Origin of the sequence: Bacillus sp. FSL M8-0350 (genome assembly GCF_038593345.1) — a bacterium.
GTDB classification, from domain to species: Bacteria; Bacillota; Bacilli; order Bacillales; family Bacillaceae; genus Bacillus; species Bacillus safensis.
Map to the genome: position 1 here is coordinate 3085129 of NZ_CP151985.1, position 19640 is coordinate 3104768.

Sequence of the window (19640 nt, forward strand, 5' to 3'; positions counted from 1 at the left end):
ATTTGAGGCGGGTGATCCAAATGAATCAAACTCCATTAAAAGAGCACTTATACGATAATCTCTCCGTCATCCTTCCGCAATTAAAAGAAATGGACGATTTGGTCCATGAGAAAAAAACACTGCCTCACGGACAGGTGGTTTACTATTTATACATAAAAGAAATGAACGAAACGATGGAGATTCAAACCTTTTTAAAGCTGCTTCTCCAAGATCATACGTCTCTCACAAAAGGGAAGCTGGAATCCAATTTATCGATGATGACCACCCGTTCTGTGAAGACCACCGAGGAATTGGTCGATGCGATTTTTGAAGGGCATTGTGTGGTACTGATTAACGGATTTCAGCATGCGTATATTTTAGAAACGCATGGAACGAAGAAACGCAGTATAGGTGATGCTACCTCTGAAACAATTGTGAGAGGCCCGAAAATTGGCTTTATTGAAGATTTAGATACGAACTTAGCTCTTGTGAGGCAGCGCTTGAAAAACCCCGATCTTAAAACCGTCGACATGAAAATTGGTCAAAAAAAGTACACCCAAGTGACCATCATGTACATTGACGGTATGGCTCAATCGTCTGTTTTAAAAGAAGTGAAAAAAAGGCTCAAACAGGTCACGATTGATGATATACAAGATTCTGGTGTTCTTGAGGAACTGATTGAGGACAATGTGTACTCGCCTTTCCCGCAAATCCAAAACACAGAACGGCCGGATAAAGTGGCATCTGCTTTAAATAATGGACGTGTCGCCATTTTTGTTGATCATTCACCTTTTGTGTTAATTGTACCTGCTTCTCTCGCGACGATTATGCAATCACCTGATGATTATTATGAAAGGTGGATCGCCGCCTCTCTCATTCGTATGCTGCGGTTTACCTCTATCTTTCTGACATTATTTTTATCAGCCATTTATATTGCGCTTGTGTCCTTCCATCAAGGACTTTTACCAACAACACTGGCTATTTCGATCTCAAGTACAAGAGAAAATGTCCCCTTTCCGCCTATTGTGGAGGCACTCATCATGGAGATAACGATTGAGCTGCTGCGGGAAGCTGGTTTAAGGCTGCCAAATCCGCTCGGTCAAACGATTGGACTTGTAGGCGGAGTCGTCATTGGGCAGGCGGCCGTTCAGGCTCATATTGTGAGCTCGATTATGGTGATAATCGTCAGTGTGATTGCCCTTGCTTCCTTTACTGTGCCTCAATACGGGATGGGCATGTCGTTTCGCGTGCTCCGCTTTGTGTCCATGTTTACGGCAGCTACTTTGGGTTTATATGGGATTGTGCTGTTCATGCTCGTTCTCCTTACCCATTTAACACGGCAAAAAAGTTTTGGTACGCCTTATTTTTCGCCAGACTTTGTGTTCAGCTATAAAAATGAAGACAATTCCATCATTCGATTGCCTTTAAAAAATCAAAAGAAAGGAGAACGATATGGTCAATCATAAAGAGTCGATCACCAGCTATCAGGCAAGTGCCATCATTGCCAATACAACATTAGGTGCAAGTATGATGATTCTGCCAAGAGCAATGGCTCAGGCTGCAGCTACACCTGACGGCTGGATTGCGCTCTTACTCATGAGTGGCATTTACATTGTATTTATTTTTGCGAATGTCCTTATGATGAAAAAAGTCCCCTTCTCCTCTTACTATGATTATACGAACGAGGGGCTTGGCAAGTGGATCGGTGCCCTTGCTAACCTGCTCATTATTATTTATTTTCTCGGCGTTGCCAGCTATGAAGTGCGGGCTATGTCGGAAATGGTGAAGTTCTTTCTGCTTCAAAACACACCTGTAGCGGTGACAATGATCAGCTTTATTTTGGTTGGTCTTTATCTCGTAGTCGGCGGGATTGGTGATTTTGCCAGACTGTGCCCTTTTTTCCTCATTGTGACCTTGATTATCTTATTTGTTGCATATGGACTCAGTGTTCAAGAATTTAAGTTAGATAACCTCCGGCCTGTTTTAGGAGAGGGATTCTCCCCTGTCTTCAAATCCCTTAACGCATCAGCCATTTCGTTTGTCGGCATTGAAATGATGCTGTTTATGCCTGTCTATATGAACACGCAAAAACACACCTTTGCTTATGGCGCAATCGGCTTTTTGATTCCTGCGATCATCTATATTTTCACCTATATTCTTGTCGTTGGTGCGTTCACCGTGAAAGAAACTGCGACGTTGACTTGGCCGACGATTGCTTTATTTCAATCGTTCGATATACAGGGGATTTTTATTGAGCGAATTGAATCTTTTTTGCTTATCGTTTGGCTTGTTCAGCTTTATACGAACTTTGTAGGATATACGTTTTTTGCTGCAATGGGGGTATCCAAACTAACAAAATTACCCAAAAAAGTCGTACTCACGTTGATGGGAATTGTCATCTACTTTGCCGCCGTTTTCCCAAAGGATGTTGATACAGTGCGTGATTATCTAACCTATGTGAACCATTTATTTTTCCTTTTATTCGGCATCCTCCCGTTTCTCTTATTTATCATCGTGTTTTTTAAAAGGAGGCGGAAAGCAGCATGAAAAAAAAGGCGGCCTTTGCATACCTGGCCCTTGTTCTATTAAGTGGATGCTGGGATAGTACCAATATTGAGGAGCTCAACATGGCGATTGGTTTTGGCTTAGATAAAGGAGATGACGGTCATAAGCTTAAAATATCTATGCAAGTCCTTGTTCCTCAAAAAATTGAGCAAGAATCCAGCGTAAAAGACCCAACAAAGATTATTGAAACTAGTGGTGATTCCGTACATCAAATATTCCGAACAACAACGCTCAAGAGTCACCGGATTTTCGCCCAGCAGCTGAGGGTGTATTTATTTTCTGAGGAGCTCATCAATGAGAATAATTTCGACCTCGTCATTAATCAATTTATTCGCGACAATGAAACACGGAGAGGAAGCCTTGTCTTTATGACTTCTGAGAAGCCTGGGGACTTGCTGAAAATCAATGACGATGGACAGCCAGCTTCTTCTACATTATATGATATTTCTAGGAATACTAAATCGACTATACGTATGCTCAAGCCCGCTTCATTAGGAGATATTTCTTCTGCTATGCAAAACAACGTATCTTTTGCTGTTCCGAAAGTCGGTGTGGATCAAGGGAAATTAATACTCGACGGAGCCTCTATTATTAAGAACAGACGATTTCTCACCAGCATCTCTCCGTTAGCCGTGCAGTCATACAACCTGTTGACCGGAGACGGAGAAGGCGGAGTCATTGAATTTGAATATGATCACAGCATCTATTCGTTTGAAATTTTCAAACTGAAACACAGCATTGAAACGAATAAAACAGCCAGCGGAAGATATCAATTTGATGTATCAGTGGAGCTTGATGGACGATTGTCTGAGGATTGGAATGAACGCGAAAACTCATTTAATGAAAAGTATCTTCAAGAGATTGAAGGTGTAGTGGAGCGTCAATTAGAGAAAAGCGTAAAAGATTTCATTGGGGAATTACAGCATGAGATCAAAGCAGATATTTGCGGGTTTTATCAAAAAGCGAGTATTGCGTATCCGAAGGACTTTCGAAAAGAAGCGAAGCATTGGGATGAGATTTTTAGTGAATCGGACATTCGTTACAAGACAAATGTGAAAATCCGTGACTTCGGGACTAAGGGCGCAACACAATCTTTATAGAGTATGTTAAAATGGTAAGAAAAAAAGGGTGTCAATCATGAAACGAGCTTTACTTTCGGCCGGCATTCTATTTTTGATTCTAGGGATACTTCTGTTAATCGTTGTATTCACGCAATCAAAAGAAGATTTCTTCATTGAAGCCGACAGCTTTTCAAGCACATTTTTGATCGTGGTTTATTATGGACAAACCCCTGCGCTCCTTCTGATGGGAGGCGGATTATTCGTCGGACTTTCACAGATCATTGATTTGCAGGAAAAAAAAGCGGCAGCAGCAAAGGAGAGCGTAAAGCTTTTATCCGAAATGAAGAAAACCCTGGAAGAAAAATCGGCCAAGGAGCAGGAGGCTTTTCCAGTTCCTGAGCTCCATCAACTATCCGAACGTCCGATCACAGGACAGAAGGACTAATTTTACGCATGTTCTAGCAGCTTTCACTTGAAAGCTGTTTTTTTATTGAATCAGCTTATGACGGTGCGCATACACAGCCGCCTGTGTTCGATCTTCCACATCAAGTTTGGAAAGAATGTTGGTAATATGGGTCTTCACCGTTTTAATTGTAATAAATAATTCCTCGGCAATGACCTTATTCGATTTCCCATCCGCAATCAGCTTCAAGATCTCCATTTCTCGTGCTGTTAATGAATCATGAAGGATGGATCCATTTGATGAATGACGGAGTTTATTCATGACCTTTCCAGCCACTTTTGATTCAAGTCTTGGTTCGCCGATACTTGCAGATCTGATGGCATCAGCAATTTCTCCTGCTTTGGATGTTTTTAATAAATAACTTAAAGCACCCGCCTCAATCACCGGATAGACTTTATCATCGTCAATAAAGCTCGTCAGAACGATGATCCTGGCATCTTCAATTTCCTGACAAATTCTTTTCGTTGCTTCGATGCCATCCATCCCTTCCATGACAAGATCCATTAAAATCACATCTGGCCTTAATTCAACGGCTAGCTCTACACCCTTTTGTCCATCTGACGCTTCACCAATGACTTCAATATCAGCCTGCGCCTCTAAAAAGGCCGCAAGCCCCATTCTCACCATTTCGTGATCGTCGATTAAAAGCACTCGAATCATCGAACGTTCTCTCCTTTTCCTTCATCAAAAATGGGAACCTTCACATCAATTTGTGTGCCTTTTCCCTCAAATGACATAATCTCTGCGACACCGCCTACTTCACTTGTTCTCTCTCGAATCGATTCAAGTCCGTAGGAGGCTGTCTTCACATGATCGGTTTGAAAGCCGATACCATTATCGATAATCTTTAGCTGAACTTGCCTGTTCCTTATGAGCAGGCGCACTGTCACCTTTGTCGCCTTTGCATGTCTAAACACATTCGACAGTGCTTCTTGCACAATTCGGAAGAGATGGTCCTCTACTCCTTTAGATAACGGAACATCATCTTCTATCTCCCAATCAATATCAATCGGCTGCTTTGCTTGGAATTCATTTAGCAGCTCAATCAAGCCTTTTTTCAGGTCTTTTCCTTCTAGAGTAATCGGTCTTAGGTGAAGCAGAAGAGCACGCATCTCATTTTGTGCATCGCCAGCCATTCGTTCGACAAGCTGCATTTGCTTTAATATCTTTTCGTCCTTTTCCTTCATGCCTTCAAGAATAGCTGAAGTCATCATTGAAATTGCAAATAACTGCTGACTGACCGCATCATGGAGCTCTCGTGCAAGCCGCTGCCGCTCTTCTGAGACGACCGATTTCTTCATTTGAACCTGCCATTCAGCCCGTTCATTTGAAAGCTTTTGCAAAGAGGCTACTTGCCCTTCGACCCGCTTCGCCATTTCATTTAATTGATCGGCGGCTAAGCCAATTTCATCGTCGCCAAGAGACGGCAGTCTGTATGCAAAGTTTCCATTTTCAAATTTCAAAATCGACTCTACAAGCTGATCGAGGCGCTTCTTATGCTGATAGCCAAATACACTCCCGGCAGAAATCCCAATCGCAAGACTAACGATGAGTAAAATACAAAAAAACGGTATGCCAAACCAGCGGGTAGAAAGCAGGATCATCGGATCAAGCTGATAATAAAAAAACATCGGCAGTGTCGTCATCGTCACAACACCGAGCGAGATACCGACGCCAAGACGAACAGATTGCCACTGGAGGCCTAAATGGAATTTCCTCATAAGTATCTCACATCCACATCTCCGATCAATAGAGAGATGGAGATTTTCACTTTTCGTTTGCTCTCATCGTAATCGTTGGTCATCACGTACACTTTACTGCCGAACCCGCTTCTTTTTTCATCTATGATTTTCATATCACCAATCGCGGCGGAAGCACTCACACATACTTCAATATCCTGCGGTACGTAAATATCCACATCTCCGATCAGCCCGCTAATCACGATCGTACTCTCTTCTTCTGCGATGATCGCCTTTGATAAATCGATTTTAACATCGCCAATAAAACCTGAAATCGTCAAATCACTTAATTGAAACGGCTTTTTCATCAGCCTGACTTCACCGATAAAAAAGTCATGCTCTTTGCGCGGCTTTGTCTGGCTTTTTGTTTTCTTCTGATCGTCCTTTTTTTCAAGATTGACTTTCAGTGAAGGCTTCCCGTCGTCTGATGTTTCCTTTTTATCGACATCAAAAACAGGTTTATTTTTCAATAAGCGATAGCCTGCATAAATCAAAAAGGCCGCAAATAAGTAACCTGTTAAACTAAATGTAATATTGAGCAGAAATTTTAAGAAGAGAAAGCCGGCAAAAATATAGGAAACTGAACCGAGCCAACGTTTGGATCGTAAGTGCAGCCAATAACCCGCCAGCGCAAAAAACACAGGCCAAAACAAATCTGCTCCGATCCCAATAATTTTGAGAAATAAATTAATACCAAATATCACGACAATGATGCCTAAAATTTGATTCCTTGTAAAACGCAGTTGACTCGCCTCCTTCCTTTCTTTCATTCATTACCGCAGCTTGAGGTTACCACTTGTCATTTCAATATCGACTAAATGTGTCCCTTTCCCCCGCGTACCTGTAAAGCCTCGACCTTCACTATCCACTTGATCAAAGTCATACGAGTGATCGACGCTTCCACTTGTTTTTTTCACCTGAACGTTGAAATCTCCGTCATCTGGCAAATTAAATTTCGCGCTCCCTGATGTCATATGAAAGGAGACAGGTGACTCAATTGTATCAAAACTTGCTGTCAACCGGCCGCTTGTCATGCCCAATTGCAGCTCGCCTTTGACATCATTAATATCGGCACGCCCTGAAGTTGCCCCAATATCACTATCCTTCGCATCGATGTGCGACACTGCCAGCCTGCCAGAGGTTGCTTTGATTTCCACATTTTTGGCTGAGAAATTCTCAGCTGTGAGGTTTCCGCTCGTTGATTTGAGTATCACATCTTGAAGGGACAGCTTTCCTTCTCCGTTCATCTCGCTGACTCCGCTTCCACCCGTAATCTTCACATTTTTATGATAATCTGTTGGAATTTTAACTAAAAGCTCTCCTTTTTCAAATTGAGTGAAAAACAAGAAGCTTTTATTTTCAGCGCGAATTTTAAAGGTACCGCCTGTTTGCTCCGCATACATTTTCCCTTTTCCATTGACAGCAGTCACGGAAATATCGGAACGATTTTCAGGTTTTACCTTCACGCGAAACCCAGAAAGAGAAATATCTAATTGATCAATCTCCTCTTTTTTCGCTGAAGCTTTTGTCACTGGTTTTTCACGGGAAAAACTTAAATGAAAGAGATCTTCATTTTTGAAAAGCATGCCAATCATTAAAAAGATACCTACAAGTATACAAATTAGACCGATTAATCGCTTCATTCATACCATCCCTTTATCTTCTGACCTTTTCATTATAAGGAAAAGCGAAACAGAAAGAAATCAAATATCGGAAGAAAAAGCCTGCTTTTCTTCCGATGTGATCTCTATACGTTTGCTTGCTGTTGTTCAGGCTTTTTCTCGAGCTTCAGCTTCTGCCATTCTTTTTCAACCTCGTCGGCATAATCTAAATGAGCATATGCACCTTGATCCGCAAATTGTGCATAGCTGCCTGCTTTTGTTTCCATTTCTTCAATACGGTTCTCCATTCGGAGAAACTCTTTATATGCACTTTCACTGTCTACTTTATTGATGGAATCATTCATATGCTGCTTTGCCTGTGCGGCATTGGCTCTTGCAATCAGTGCCTGCTTCTTGTCTTTTATATCACGCAGCTTCGTTTCTAAGTGCTGCAATTGCTCTTTCAGCTCTTTCAATTGTTTCACAGATTGCTGGTAGGCTTCCTGATATTCGTTGTGCTTTTCTTCAAAATACTTCATTTCTGTGAGCGCTTTTCGTGCAAGCTCCTCTTCTCCCGCATGATATGCCAGCTCGGCCTGCTTCTTTCGCTTTTCAGCAAATGCTTCCGTCTCTTCTGCTTTGCGCAGGAAGCCTTGCTGAATCGTTTGCTGTTTGATGATGGCATGTTTCGCTTTCGCAACATCATCCTCCATATCACGAACGTATTGATTCAGCATGACACGCGGATTCTCCAATTTATCTAAGCCTTCATTGACAGTTGCAACAAACATATCTCTTACTCTTCTTAATACCATTTGATGTTCCTCCTTTTATTTTTTCTTTAAAAAGTCTTCCCATTCTTGATCAAAAGACGTGTGAAGCGGTTCTTCCGTATTAGGTGCCGTGTTTGGCTCCATATATGCTCTGCTTGATGATTTTTTGGTAGATTCACCATTGATCATCGACCAGCCAAAATAAAGAAGTACCCCTGCAAATGCGATGCCAAGTATAAACGGCAAAAATTGCACGACGATCAATACACCAATGACTGCTAGAATGACACCTAAGGTTTTACTGCCTTTTTCGTATTTTTTAACACCTACATAGATGAGGCCTGCCCCAATCAAAACCGGGATCAGTCCACCAAATGAACCACCAAAGAAGATGGATAAACCGACAAACAATAAAATTGAACCGATAATGGTTTTACTTGTTATTTTCATCTTCATGCCTCCTTTCTTGCTCCTTGCTTTAACTATAGTCAAAAAAGAAAGCCGGCAAAACGTGTCACAGATTGATCTTTGATTGCGACTAGAGTCGTAACAATGCTCAGACTGAGCGGCAGAACCTAATAAAAAAGCACTCTTCTATTTGAAGAGTGCTCAGATTGTTGACCAAGGGCAATTTTAGCCCTGGTCTTCTTTTTTCAGCGTGATAGAAAACCTTTGCAGTCTAGGAAGGACGAGTACCGGAGCGGAGCGAATTGAACATTCGTGAGCACCGGAGCGCAGACCTGACAAAGAATGCGAGGGTTTGTCTACACGCTGGGCACTCTTCTATTTGAAGAGTGCTTTCCTTATTTAGAACGAAACACGTCGGCACTTCGTTCATATTCAACATCAGCTTCACCAAGCCGATGATTCACGATTCGGGCGGCTGCAAATAAATAATCGGATAGACGGTTTACGTATGAGAGCGCAACGGCGGGAATCTCCTCCTGTTTTGCAAGCGTCACAATATGCCTCTCGGCTCTTCTGACGACTGTCCGCGCCACATGTAAGAGAGCAGCGCCTTCCTGACCGCCTGGTAAAATAAACTTGGTGAGCGACGCGGCCTCTTCTACATAGACATCCATCCTTTTCTCAAGGGCTGTCACAGAGGCTTCTGTTAATTTGCCTTCTTTACGTGGTTTGACTGCTGCCAAATCACCGCCGCAGTCAAACAGCTCATGCTGAATAACAATCAGCTCTGACAAAAGATCCTGAAACAATTCGCCATGCTGCCGTAAATTTGCATGCGCGAGTCCAATAAAGCTATTCGCCTCATCTAGCGTTCCATACGCCTCTACTCTCACATCATCTTTATCAGCTCTTCCGCCGATCAAACCTGTTTGACCCTGATCCCCGGTTTTCGTATAAAGTTTCAACGGTTTGCCCCCTTTTCTACTGCTTTGTCCTTTTAGTATAACCTGAAGTTGAAAGGAAGTATTTGTTTAATTATGAAACACATTAACTGAAAATTACCCTAATCCCCTTATATATGTTGAATGATGAAACATCCCGTTTTATAATGAATGAAAGCGCTTTTTAAAATGAGAGATGGGTGGGATGTACGTGAGTTTACAAAATAAAGTAGCGATCATTACAGGTGCAAGCAGAGGGATTGGCCGCGCCATTGCGGAGGCACTTGTCTGCGAAGGAGCGCACGTCGTTCTCAATGGAACAAACGACATGCTGCTTCAAGAGGTTTGCTCCTTACTGAATAAAAAAGAGAAACGAGCCGTTTATGTTGCAGGTGATGCTAGTTTACCAGAGACAGCCTCTTCACTCGTGGAGCAAGCGAAAACACATTTTGGACAGATTGATCTGCTCGTCAACAATGCTGGTATCAATTTACGAAAATCAACAGTCGAGACATCCCTTGATGAGTGGAAACGATTAATTGATATTAATTTGACCGGCACGTTCCTCATGTGCCAAGCGGTCATTCCTGACATGATCAAACAACAAGCCGGAAAGATTATTAATATGAGTTCTACAACTGGCAAAACCCCTCACCACAATGCATCACCTGCATACGGTGCATCAAAGGCAGGCATCAATTATTTAACCATGCATCTTGCCAAAGAATTAGCAGAGCACCACATTCATGTGAATGCTGTCTGCCCTGGTCCAATTGAAACAGACATGAGCAAACAGTGGAGCGATGAATACCGGCGATCGGTTTTAGATAGAATTCCTTTGAAAACGATTGGAACACCAGAACAAGTCGCAAATGTTGTGACATTTTTAGCTTCTGACCAGTCGGATTTTATCACAGGAGAAACCATCAATATGAATGGCGGAACGTATATGAACTAGAAAAAAAGAGCCTCTTCTTAAAGGCTCTTTTTCTTCTCATATTGATTTTCTCTCGTACCAGAAAGCATGATGGCCTGTCTAATAGCTTCTTCCATGCTCGCAGAATCGGCTTTTCCTGTTCCTGCGATATCAAATGCCGTCCCATGATCGACACTTGTACGAATAATCGGCAGCCCAACTGTAATGTTTACACCCGATTCTAAGCCAAGCACCTTAATCGGTCCGTGCCCTTGATCATGATACATCGCCACAACGATATCAAAGTCACCTCTTGCTGCCCTAAAGAACAAGGTATCAGCAGGCAGCGGCCCAAATACTTGAATCCCTTCTTCCTGTGCTAGTTCAACCGCTGGGATGATCTTCTCCTCTTCTTCTCCGTTCCCAAACAACCCATTCTCCCCAGCGTGCGGGTTAATCCCGCATACAGCGATTTTAGGAGCAGAGATTCCAGAACGGACGAGTGTATCATGTGCCAGCTTAATCGTCGTGTATACACGCTCAGGATTAATCTTTAAAATGGCATCCATTAATCCAATATGTGTGGTGACATGAACTACCTTTAAGTTAGGGGCCGCCAGCATCATCGCATAATCTTCTGTACCTGTCAGGTCAGCTAAAATTTCTGTATGTCCTGGATACATATGACCTGCCTTATGAAGTGCTTCTTTGTTTAGCGGCGCTGTGCAAATGCCGTCAATTCTACGGTCATTTGCAAGACTAATGGCTTTTTCAAGATATCGGAAAGCAGCATTTCCTGCTTCTTTTGATATGTCCCCAATCGGAATCTCGTTCGTTAAGAGCTTGAGGTCTAAGCAGGGAACAGCTCCGGCTTTAACTTGCTCCGCTTCCTCTGGTTCTATGATACTTACAATCTCCACATCTGTATTCACAAAATCTTTCGCCCTATTTAATATACTGGTGTCTCCGATCACAAATAGAACGGCTTCTTCATGTAAATGCGTTTGCTGAAAAGCTTTTAAAATAATTTCAGGACCAACGCCAGCCGCATCTCCCATCGTTACAGCAATGATTGGTTTTGACATTCGACTTCCCCCTCTATCTTTTTCAGCACTTCTACCGCATGGAGTACTGAATTTTTTTGACCGTAAGCTCCTGCTTTCGTAACCGCATATAAATTGGTATCAACGAGCTGACCAAGCGGGATGCCAGGTTCAATTTCTTTCAGCAGCCGAATACCTCCTGCTCCAAGCTCCTGACAAATCGCCCTCGCTGTATCTCCGCCAGTTAGGAAAAGTCGTCTCATTCCTGATAATGTGACAATGTCTTTTGTGATCATTCCAAGAAAGACGGACAAAGCACTTCCAACCTCTTGTCTTGACAGCCCTTTCTTTTCTCCGTAAACCAGCATCTTTTCAACCATCTCTGGCCGTGCATCTGTGTAAAGGAGAATATCTTCGTTCTGACGCTTACCCAGTTGATCAAGAACTGATTTTCGTTCCCATGCTTCACGGCCGTTTAATACATTCAGCGGGTTCACTTTTATCTCAAAACAATCGTGAGTTTCTCTTAAATAAGCAAACTGTTCATTTGTTTTTTGAGAGGCGCTTCCAGATACGATGAGGACAGACCTCTGTTTTTTAGGACGAGAAGTATTTCTATTTTTGGCGACATATGCCGATAAAGCACCAGCTAGTCCCGCTGAACCGACCCATAGTACTCTTTTATCCATCTTCATAAACACTTCCACAATCCGCCCTAAATCATCACTTGTTTCTGCATCACACACAAACCATTGATGACCATGCTTCAATAAGGATGATACCTCATCATTCATTCCTTTGAGCTCTTCGCCGATTGTTTGTTGAGAAAGGTTTTTTGGTCTGACGTTCGTCTGCTCCTCAATTAAATCTGATATGCTGGATGTCAAAACTGGTGTTTTCGGATCCTTTGCTGCCTCTGACAGATGAACAGGCACTCCTTCCACATAATGTATGCCATTATTGGTTGCTCTTTGTGCATCTGGGTAGGCAGGCGCGATAACCGCCGCATCAAATGGGCCAATATCCATTAGTGCTTGCAGTTCAATTCCTATATTGCCTCTCAATGTTGAATCTATTTTTTTTAAGAAAAGGTGCGATTCATCTTGGAGAAATGGCTGCACCATTTGGCTGACCTCATGGTAGGCGTTCTCTGAAGACATACTTCGTGAATCGGTATCCACTATCAGCACATCCTCTTTATACCTGTCAATGCCTTCAAATGACGGCTGAAACAGGACAGAGGCTGTTAAGCCCGCTTTGACAAATTGAACACCTGTATCGTTGGCACCTGTCAAATCATCCGCCACAATGATTACCTTTTGCTCTAATTTCGCTCCTTTTTTTAATAGATCGTTTGTCATTTAGACACCTCGGCCTCATTACATATTATTCCTTTAGCTTTCTCCATAGCGTCGTACGGTTGATATTCAACCGCTTTGCCGCCTTTGATTGATTCATATTTTCTTCTTCCAGCACCGTTTTGATAATCCGTCTTTCAATCTCATCAAGCGTTCCATTCAAATAGCTGGACAGCTGTTTTTCTTCATTTTCAAAGGCAAGCTGATCAATTGCTGCCTTTGCCCTATTCAACGTGATATATCCACTTTTTGTTGTCAGTACCAGTTCCTCAATGATCCGCTTGAACTGCCTGACATTTTCTCTGAATTTCTGGTGTTGAAAGGCTTCAATCACATCTGCTGACAGCCCTACCACCTGCGTCCCGTAAAGAGAATTCAGTTCCGCAATAAATAACCTGCTCATGTCCTCAATATCTTCCGGCCGTTCAGACAACGCAGGGACATGAATTGTGAGCTCCTGTAAGCCTGTATATAATTCCTCACTAAACGCTCCAGATTGCATCAATTTGAACAAATCCACTTGAGACGCAGCCATCCAGCGAATATTCTGATGATAATGCAGCTGCTCGGCAATGAGCTGCTGTATATCCATTGGAACGCTCTCAATATCCTTTAGAAACATCGTCCCTTTTTGATGCAGAGGGATTGATTTTATGTCTTCCGGTTCTGTCAAACGTCTGCAATGTACTGTCGTAAAGCTCTCATTTTTCCTCTCGCTCATTTGATGGATAGCAAATGCAAGGCATGATTTACCCGTTCCTTGTTCACCATACAGGCAAATCGAGCGCTCCGTTTGACTAAACGCTTTTGCCCTATTGATCACATCTTTCATTTTTGGGCTTTGTTCTGTAAAAAGAGCAAATGGATGTTCTGAATGAATAGGCGACGCAAGCGTCCAAATACGATGACCTTCTTGATTCATCACAGCCGAAGGCCTTTCAATCGTGACAAGCAACTCGCCTTTCGATAGCATGCTTCCTTTGACATGCCACACTTGCTGCTGATGAGATATTTGAGAATAACCATTTTGTTTCCCTTCTCGAATCGCCTTTAGTGCCGGTTCAAGTGCTGGACACCATGTAATCACATCGGCATGAGAAGTAGACGGTGCAAATAATCCTTTTTCTGTCCATTGTTTCATTTGTTGATTCATAAAATGTAGCTGGTTGTGCGGATCAATGATGAGCATCCCTTTCGGCTCTTGATCAATCATTTCACGAAAGAGACGCTGTTCAGCTGTCGCCTCTTTATATAAACGATACATTTGTTTTGCTTGATGAAATGCTTCTTTGACCGATTCACGACCTGATGTAATGAGCATACTCTGCATTCCCAGCTCTTTAGCCGCTTTATCAGTAATGACATCTCCAAGCACGACCTGAGTCCCTTGTTCTTGTAATTGTTTTAAGAGATCCCATACCTCTTCCTCTTGCTGCACTGTGTAAATATCAATTTTAATCCCGTATAATTCCCCAATGGTGCGTACACCTTGTGTAATATTTTCAAAACCCACGACCGCTTTTTTACCTTGATAATCTTTTATCAGTGTTAAGGCACGAAGCAAGTCATACCCTGACACAGGGATATCAACTACTGGGATGTTCACATGTTTTTGAATGAGCGCAGCTGTTCCGCCCCGGCTCATAATGATATCCATTCCTTGAGCTTCTGCTTGTTCTGCAAGAGCAACACCAGACCGGAGATCTCCGACTACAAGCTGGAATGTCATATTTTCTTCTTCTTTGGCAAGGTCGATTAACACATCGCCCAACCCTTTATACGGCGCAACACCTAACACTTTGATATTCATGAAAAGGACCCCCATTTTTTATCTCTTCATCACGAGACATAGCTTGAGGGAGTCCAGCCGATAGAAAATGGGGACAACCCTCCAAACATCAATTATAAATGAAGCAAATGAGGGTTACAATTCACCAGAAGCAGGGCCCTCTTGCAGTTAAGAAGTGCGATTGACCCATTCTTCTGTCACACATACATATTTGATCGCCTGCCGATAATACGTAAACGCAATATGCAGCTTCCCGTCTTTTCCTTCCGTGATGGATGGATAAGAATACTCTCGATTTAGTTTATCCTTTGAATTGTTTGTCATCGCATATCCATCACCCACTTCAAGGTTACGTCTGATAGGCCATGTATCACCATTATCCTCAGAGAGCGCCAAAGTCATCGGTGCACGCGGTGTTCCCCAAAAGGCTGGACGTGCTTCTGTATCAACCGCTGTGCGCGTATCGCCTTCATCCTCAATTTCATCATATAAAGAAGCTCTTCGTTCTGTTTGCTCATCCGCATTGATATGATTATAGACGAGGGCAAGATGCCCATTTTCGAGCACGGTAAATTGAATGGATGAATTATTATTGGGCAGCTCTGTCGCCTTTGGCTCAGACCATGTCCGCCCATGATCGACGGAACGGCTGATATAAATCGAATCAGCAAACCGGCTTCTAAAGAGGGCTATGAGGGAGCCGTCTGCACACTTTCCAATATTCATATGAACACAGCCCGTGCTGTTTGGTACAATGACCTCACCCCATGTCTTTCCTTGGTCGGATGAAATCTTCACAGCACTGACATCCCGGTTCCCCGTCCATTTGACGCCTGGAATGGTCTTACAATAGAAGACCGGCAGCAGCCAATCTTGATTATCCAGTACAACAATCGGCTGACGTATAAACGTACCCGGCTGTTCAAACAAAGTATCAATCTCACCCCATGTCTCACCTCTATCCTCTGATAGCCGGTATCTCACGATGGCCGTATCTTGATTCCCAGATAGCTGTGCGGTATACAGCAGCCATAGCCTGCCATTTTCCTCTTGAAACAGAACTGGATTTTGTTCAGAGCGTGCAGGATCGTTAGATAACTTCACTGCCTCTGTCCACTTGTTACTTCCCCGTTTGAGTCTCGACATATAGATTGAGATATCAGGTATTCCCTCCTGCGTTCCGCCAAACCAAACACATAATACATCTCCATTATCCAGCTCAAGTAGATTGGCCGCATGATTCTGCACACAGTCTGTTGGCAGAAAGGCTTCTTTTCTCTCTGTATCTTGTTCATTTTGTCGCAAAATTCCATCTATTTTTATCACAGTCTCTTCATTTTTCATGACAATTCTCCTTTCAATGGTTGATCCTTTTTAGCAGGCGGACTGAAAAGTCGGTCGATTACCAGCACAAGGAAAGGAATGATAATGGCAATATACATATTATCGATTCCGAATGGATTATCGAGTAAATACCAAACCGTCGTGGTAACACCTGAAGCAGCAAGGCCAATGGTCGCCCCTCTATTTGAATTAAAGTACGGCAAGTAAAAGCCCATTGCTGCTACAACAGCGATCGATGTTCGAAGCGCCCTTGTAAAAAAGGAAAGGGACAGCAGCTCCGGCGCAAGTGCTACTCCTACAAGAGGCACAATTCCAACGAGTACAGCCACATACCTCGTGACTTTCATTCTCTGCTCCGGTGTTGGTTTCATTTTCGGTACATAAAAATCATCCATAATTAAGGTTGTTGTCGCAAGCGCAACCGTCGACACACCGACAAAGATGGATGCCACAAGCGATGTTGCCACAATGGCACTCAAAATTGGATTCATATGCTGTAAAAAGACAGGGAAGGCATAAATAGGATCAATGTCTGGATACAAATAATGTGCAGCTACGCCGATCACACCGATTGCAATGGCGAGCGGCAAACAAAGCAGAGCCGCATAAAGTGTTGATTTCTTTGCCTCACGCTCACTTTTCGACGAAGTGATTGCTTGAATGATAAACTGCGTAGCAAAGATGGCACCCATGTTTCCTATAAACCAAGCTCCTATCGTCCCCCATCCAATTGTCCCGTCCCATGTAAAGAAATGATCAGGCATCGTTTGTTTCATTGGTTCAAAGCCTTTTGTTAAGTAAAGAGCTACCCCTAGTGTAATTAAAATCCCCGCATACTTCACGATCGAATGAAGGATCGTGACCCATGCAACCCCTTTCATTCCTCCAAATGTAAAATAAAATGTACTCACAACGGCCGTAATGATCGCACAAGTCATTAAAGGAAGCCCCAAAATGGATGCAATAGCAGCTGACCCACTTAAATAGTTTCCTAGATTCACAAGCAGTAATGCAGCAATCATAATAACAGAAACAACTAGCTTCGTTGATTTTCCAAACTTCTGATCGATAATACCTGAAATGGTGTACTGTCCTGTTCGATAAAACTTGCCTACTAAGAAAAAGGAAAAGATAAAAAAGGCGATAGCAACAGTCACAATAGACCATGAAGCAGAAAGCCCATGCGTAAAGGCAGATTCTGCAGTTCCAACAGTGGATTTCGTTCCAATGAATTCACTCATGAGCAAAATACCGACTACAATGGCTGGAAGTGACTTAGCAGCATTGTTAAATTCTGAATTGGATTTACTGCGGAAACGCATCGTCAGCCAAGTCGTAAATAGTATATAGAGAATAATGACGATCAAAATAAATGTGATGACCGAACTGCTTAAGACATTCATTTAAAATCCCCCTTTGTGTGCAAGCCGTGTGAAGCAACTTCTCATTCCCATCCCAATGAAGCGTTAAGCGTCGAGCAGTTTCATGTATACCTGTTCAATATCAGAAACAGACATTGACTTTGGATTGTTGTCCATTAATCTCTTCACCTCTGAAGCTGCTTGAGCAAGTGCCGGTACATCCTCCTTGGACACGCCAAAAGCTTTGAGCTGCTGTGGAATGTGTAAATCCGCTGTCCATTCTTCAATTTGATGAATCACACGCTCTGCAAGCTCCTGCTTTGTGTGAGCTCCCGCTAGTCCTATTGCTCTTGCCACATGTTCAAGCCGACCAATAATATGATCTGCATTAAAAGCAGTGACATGCGGAAGCAGCATGGAATTAGCAACACCATGAGAAATCTTGTATTTCCCCCCTAATGGATAAGCCATAGCGTGAACAGCAGCAGTTCCGGCACTTGTAAGCGCCATTCCTCCATACATTGCACCAACAAGCATATTTTCTCTTGCCTTCAAGTTCTCCCCGTGATGATATGCCTCCTGAATACTTCCTGAAATCAGCCGCATCGATTCCAGTGCAAACATATCACTGAATGGATTGGCTTTATTTGAAATATAAGATTCAAGCGCATGCGTAAAAGCATCCATACCTGTAGCTGCGGTAATAGATTTCGGCAAGTTGAGAGTAAGTGCTGGATCTAAGATGACAAGGTCTGGCAAAAGATGCGGACTAACCATTCCAATTTTCAATTCCTTTTTTGGAAAAGTCACAATTGCATTTGGTGTCACCTCAGATCCCGTACCAGATGTTGTAGGAATGAGAATCGTTGGCACTCCCCTTTTTTCCACAAGATTTGTGCCAACGAGAGCAGAAATCGGCTGATCGTTGGTCTTAAGAACAGCTAAAATTTTTGCAGCATCAAGGACACTCCCGCCACCAATTCCAATAATGGCGTCATGCGCTCCTCTTAAAAAGGTGTGGAATACGCCCTCGATATTTTCTTCTGTTGGTTCAGGTTTGATTTCTGTACTTATCTCACTTGCTATCCCCTTTTTCGCAAGTTCTCTTTTGATGTGATCTGCATAACCAAGTGATACGATAGATGGCTGCGTTAATATAAAAATGGATGTGAGTCCGCTAAGCCCTAAACTATCTAATTTCTCCCCAAGAAGGTCTAAAGAACCTGCGCCAGATACAATGTGTGATGCCGTCTGAAAGTGATAATGCGTGATCGTCATCTCTTCACTACTCCTTTGCCGCTTTTCCTTGTTTGCGATAGTCTTCAACCATTTGTGCCACAGCTTCCAATGCCTCACCTGACAGCTCTTTTACAGGGCTTCTGGGCGGGCCAACCGGAATTCCATAAAGCTCTGCTGCCTTTTTCAATGGTGCTGGTAATGTCCCTAAACCGAATGTTGCTCTTAATGGCTGCAGCTGCTTCTGGAAGTGCTCACTTTCGTCAAGCTTCCCTTTTTGAAAAGATTCATAGAGTCCAACGACAGTTTCAGGCAGTACATTTGCAGTTGCTGCGACCGCCCCTGCTCCGCCGAGTTTCAATGTCTCCAAAATGAGTGAGTCTGTACCTGCAAGGACAACAAAATCTTCATCTTTTGTGACATCCAAATATGCCTTGATATTTTCAATGTTTCCACTGCTATCTTTAATACCTAGCACATTCGGAAGTGCACTGAGCCGCGCAACCGTCTCTGGTGCTAGCGACACGCCTGTTCTAGATGGAATGTTATAAAGCAGAATCGGAATATTCACATTCTCAGATATGTCGCGAAAGTGCTCATACAGCTCTTCTTGGGTTGGTGCAACAAAATAAGGCGTAATGATAGACAGAACATCTACCCCTAGATCTGCCAGTTTATTTGACAGCCTGATGGTTGCCTCCGTACTATTTTCACCTGCTCCAATGAATACCGGCACTCGTCTGTCAACAGCATTCACGACAGTTTCAGCAATTTGAAGCTTTTCTTCCTCTGAAAACAAATGAAACTCTCCATTTGTGCCTAAAGCAAAGATGCCGTGTACACCTGACTCGATCAAACGATTCACTAATTGCGTTGCCACTTCGGGATGAAAATGTTCTTCCTCAGTAAGCGGTGTCAAAATAGCTGGTATAATCCCTTGAATGTCCAAATAATCCTCCCTTTCTTATGTGTTGCATTTTTAAACATGTCATATTTTAAGCGCTTTCATATTTTTTATTATAAAAGAATTGTGATTTAATTAGCAACACTTTTTTGATTTTTC

General features: G+C 42.9%; 19 protein-coding genes. 5 read left to right on the forward strand and 14 right to left on the reverse strand.

Features of this window, described 5'->3' with window-relative positions; all coding sequences use genetic code 11:
* The first annotated feature begins 20 nt into the window (after positions 1-20).
* Genes NSS80_RS16255 through NSS80_RS16270 form a run of 4 tightly spaced genes read left to right on the forward strand, consistent with a single transcriptional unit; the run spans position 21 to position 4050 of the window.
* Positions 21-1445: a spore germination protein gene (locus NSS80_RS16255; protein WP_317221843.1), complete on the forward strand. Its 1425-nt coding sequence runs from the start codon at positions 21-23 to the stop codon at positions 1443-1445.
* On the forward strand, positions 1432-2526 hold the full coding sequence (locus NSS80_RS16260; protein WP_041115727.1) for an endospore germination permease: 1095 nt from the start codon (positions 1432-1434) through the stop codon (positions 2524-2526). Before NSS80_RS16255 ends, NSS80_RS16260 begins: the two co-directional genes overlap by 14 nt.
* Positions 2523-3644 carry a Ger(x)C family spore germination protein gene (locus NSS80_RS16265; protein ID WP_041115726.1) on the forward strand — a complete coding sequence of 374 codons (1122 nt, stop codon included), beginning with the start codon at positions 2523-2525 and terminating at the stop codon, positions 3642-3644. Before NSS80_RS16260 ends, NSS80_RS16265 begins: the two co-directional genes overlap by 4 nt.
* Before the next feature lie 37 nt (positions 3645-3681).
* Positions 3682-4050, forward strand: a complete 369-nt coding sequence (locus NSS80_RS16270) for a hypothetical protein (RefSeq protein ID WP_041115724.1) — start codon at positions 3682-3684, stop codon at positions 4048-4050.
* A gap of 42 nt (positions 4051-4092) precedes the next feature.
* On the opposite strand, the gene NSS80_RS16275 is transcribed toward NSS80_RS16270, so the two are convergent.
* The 7 genes from NSS80_RS16275 to NSS80_RS16305 form a co-directional block, all read right to left on the reverse strand.
* Positions 4093-4728 (reverse strand): response regulator transcription factor, encoded by a 636-nt coding sequence (locus NSS80_RS16275; protein ID WP_041115722.1) that lies wholly within the window; start codon positions 4726-4728, stop codon positions 4093-4095.
* A complete protein-coding gene (liaS, locus tag NSS80_RS16280) occupies positions 4725-5789 on the reverse strand; it encodes a two-component system sensor histidine kinase LiaS (RefSeq protein WP_034280874.1) in 1065 nt (354 codons plus the stop codon). The genes NSS80_RS16275 and liaS overlap by 4 nt, the downstream gene beginning before the upstream one ends.
* Positions 5786-6577 carry a cell wall-active antibiotics response protein LiaF gene (gene liaF / locus NSS80_RS16285; RefSeq protein WP_198527488.1) on the reverse strand — a complete coding sequence of 264 codons (792 nt, stop codon included), beginning with the start codon at positions 6575-6577 and terminating at the stop codon, positions 5786-5788. Before liaF ends, liaS begins: the two co-directional genes overlap by 4 nt.
* Before the next feature lie 3 nt (positions 6578-6580).
* The gene (locus NSS80_RS16290) at positions 6581-7450 is read right to left on the reverse strand and encodes a DUF4097 domain-containing protein (protein WP_041115720.1); all 870 of its coding nucleotides are present in this window, start codon (positions 7448-7450) and stop codon (positions 6581-6583) included.
* 104 nt (positions 7451-7554) lie between these two features.
* Complete coding sequence (locus tag NSS80_RS16295) at positions 7555-8223, reverse strand: PspA/IM30 family protein (protein WP_024423427.1); 669 nt, start codon at positions 8221-8223, stop codon at positions 7555-7557.
* A gap of 15 nt (positions 8224-8238) precedes the next feature.
* Entirely contained in the window at positions 8239-8631 is a 393-nt protein-coding gene (locus tag NSS80_RS16300) for a membrane protein (RefSeq protein WP_041115718.1), read from the reverse strand.
* Between the two features lie 353 nt (positions 8632-8984).
* Positions 8985-9554 carry a cob(I)yrinic acid a,c-diamide adenosyltransferase gene (locus NSS80_RS16305; protein ID WP_041115717.1) on the reverse strand — a complete coding sequence of 190 codons (570 nt, stop codon included), beginning with the start codon at positions 9552-9554 and terminating at the stop codon, positions 8985-8987.
* Positions 9555-9741: 187 nt separating this feature from the next.
* Here NSS80_RS16305 and NSS80_RS16310 point away from each other — a divergent pair, with 187 nt between their 5' ends.
* Positions 9742-10488 carry a 3-oxoacyl-ACP reductase family protein gene (locus NSS80_RS16310; protein WP_041115715.1) on the forward strand — a complete coding sequence of 249 codons (747 nt, stop codon included), beginning with the start codon at positions 9742-9744 and terminating at the stop codon, positions 10486-10488.
* Between the two features lie 17 nt (positions 10489-10505).
* Here the strand turns inward: NSS80_RS16310 and pdxA are convergent, their stop codons facing one another.
* The 7 genes from pdxA to dapA all read right to left on the reverse strand — a co-directional run bounded on the left by pdxA (position 10506) and on the right by dapA (position 19526).
* Positions 10506-11531, reverse strand: a complete 1026-nt coding sequence (pdxA, locus tag NSS80_RS16315) for a 4-hydroxythreonine-4-phosphate dehydrogenase PdxA (protein ID WP_041115713.1) — start codon at positions 11529-11531, stop codon at positions 10506-10508.
* Positions 11507-12850 carry a four-carbon acid sugar kinase family protein gene (locus NSS80_RS16320; protein WP_041115712.1) on the reverse strand — a complete coding sequence of 448 codons (1344 nt, stop codon included), beginning with the start codon at positions 12848-12850 and terminating at the stop codon, positions 11507-11509. Before NSS80_RS16320 ends, pdxA begins: the two co-directional genes overlap by 25 nt.
* Before the next feature lie 25 nt (positions 12851-12875).
* Positions 12876-14657: a sigma-54-dependent transcriptional regulator gene (locus NSS80_RS16325; RefSeq protein ID WP_198527487.1), complete on the reverse strand. Its 1782-nt coding sequence runs from the start codon at positions 14655-14657 to the stop codon at positions 12876-12878.
* Positions 14658-14804: 147 nt separating this feature from the next.
* Positions 14805-15980: an exo-alpha-sialidase gene (locus tag NSS80_RS16330; protein WP_041115710.1), complete on the reverse strand. Its 1176-nt coding sequence runs from the start codon at positions 15978-15980 to the stop codon at positions 14805-14807.
* Entirely contained in the window at positions 15977-17383 is a 1407-nt protein-coding gene (locus tag NSS80_RS16335) for a sodium:solute symporter family protein (protein ID WP_034280883.1), read from the reverse strand. Before NSS80_RS16335 ends, NSS80_RS16330 begins: the two co-directional genes overlap by 4 nt.
* A 63-nt stretch (positions 17384-17446) precedes the next feature.
* The gene (locus tag NSS80_RS16340; RefSeq protein WP_041115708.1) at positions 17447-18619 is read right to left on the reverse strand and encodes an iron-containing alcohol dehydrogenase; all 1173 of its coding nucleotides are present in this window, start codon (positions 18617-18619) and stop codon (positions 17447-17449) included.
* A 7-nt stretch (positions 18620-18626) separates the two neighbouring features.
* A complete protein-coding gene (dapA, locus tag NSS80_RS16345; protein ID WP_041115706.1) occupies positions 18627-19526 on the reverse strand; it encodes a 4-hydroxy-tetrahydrodipicolinate synthase in 900 nt (299 codons plus the stop codon).
* Between the last annotated feature and the right edge of the window lie 114 nt (positions 19527-19640).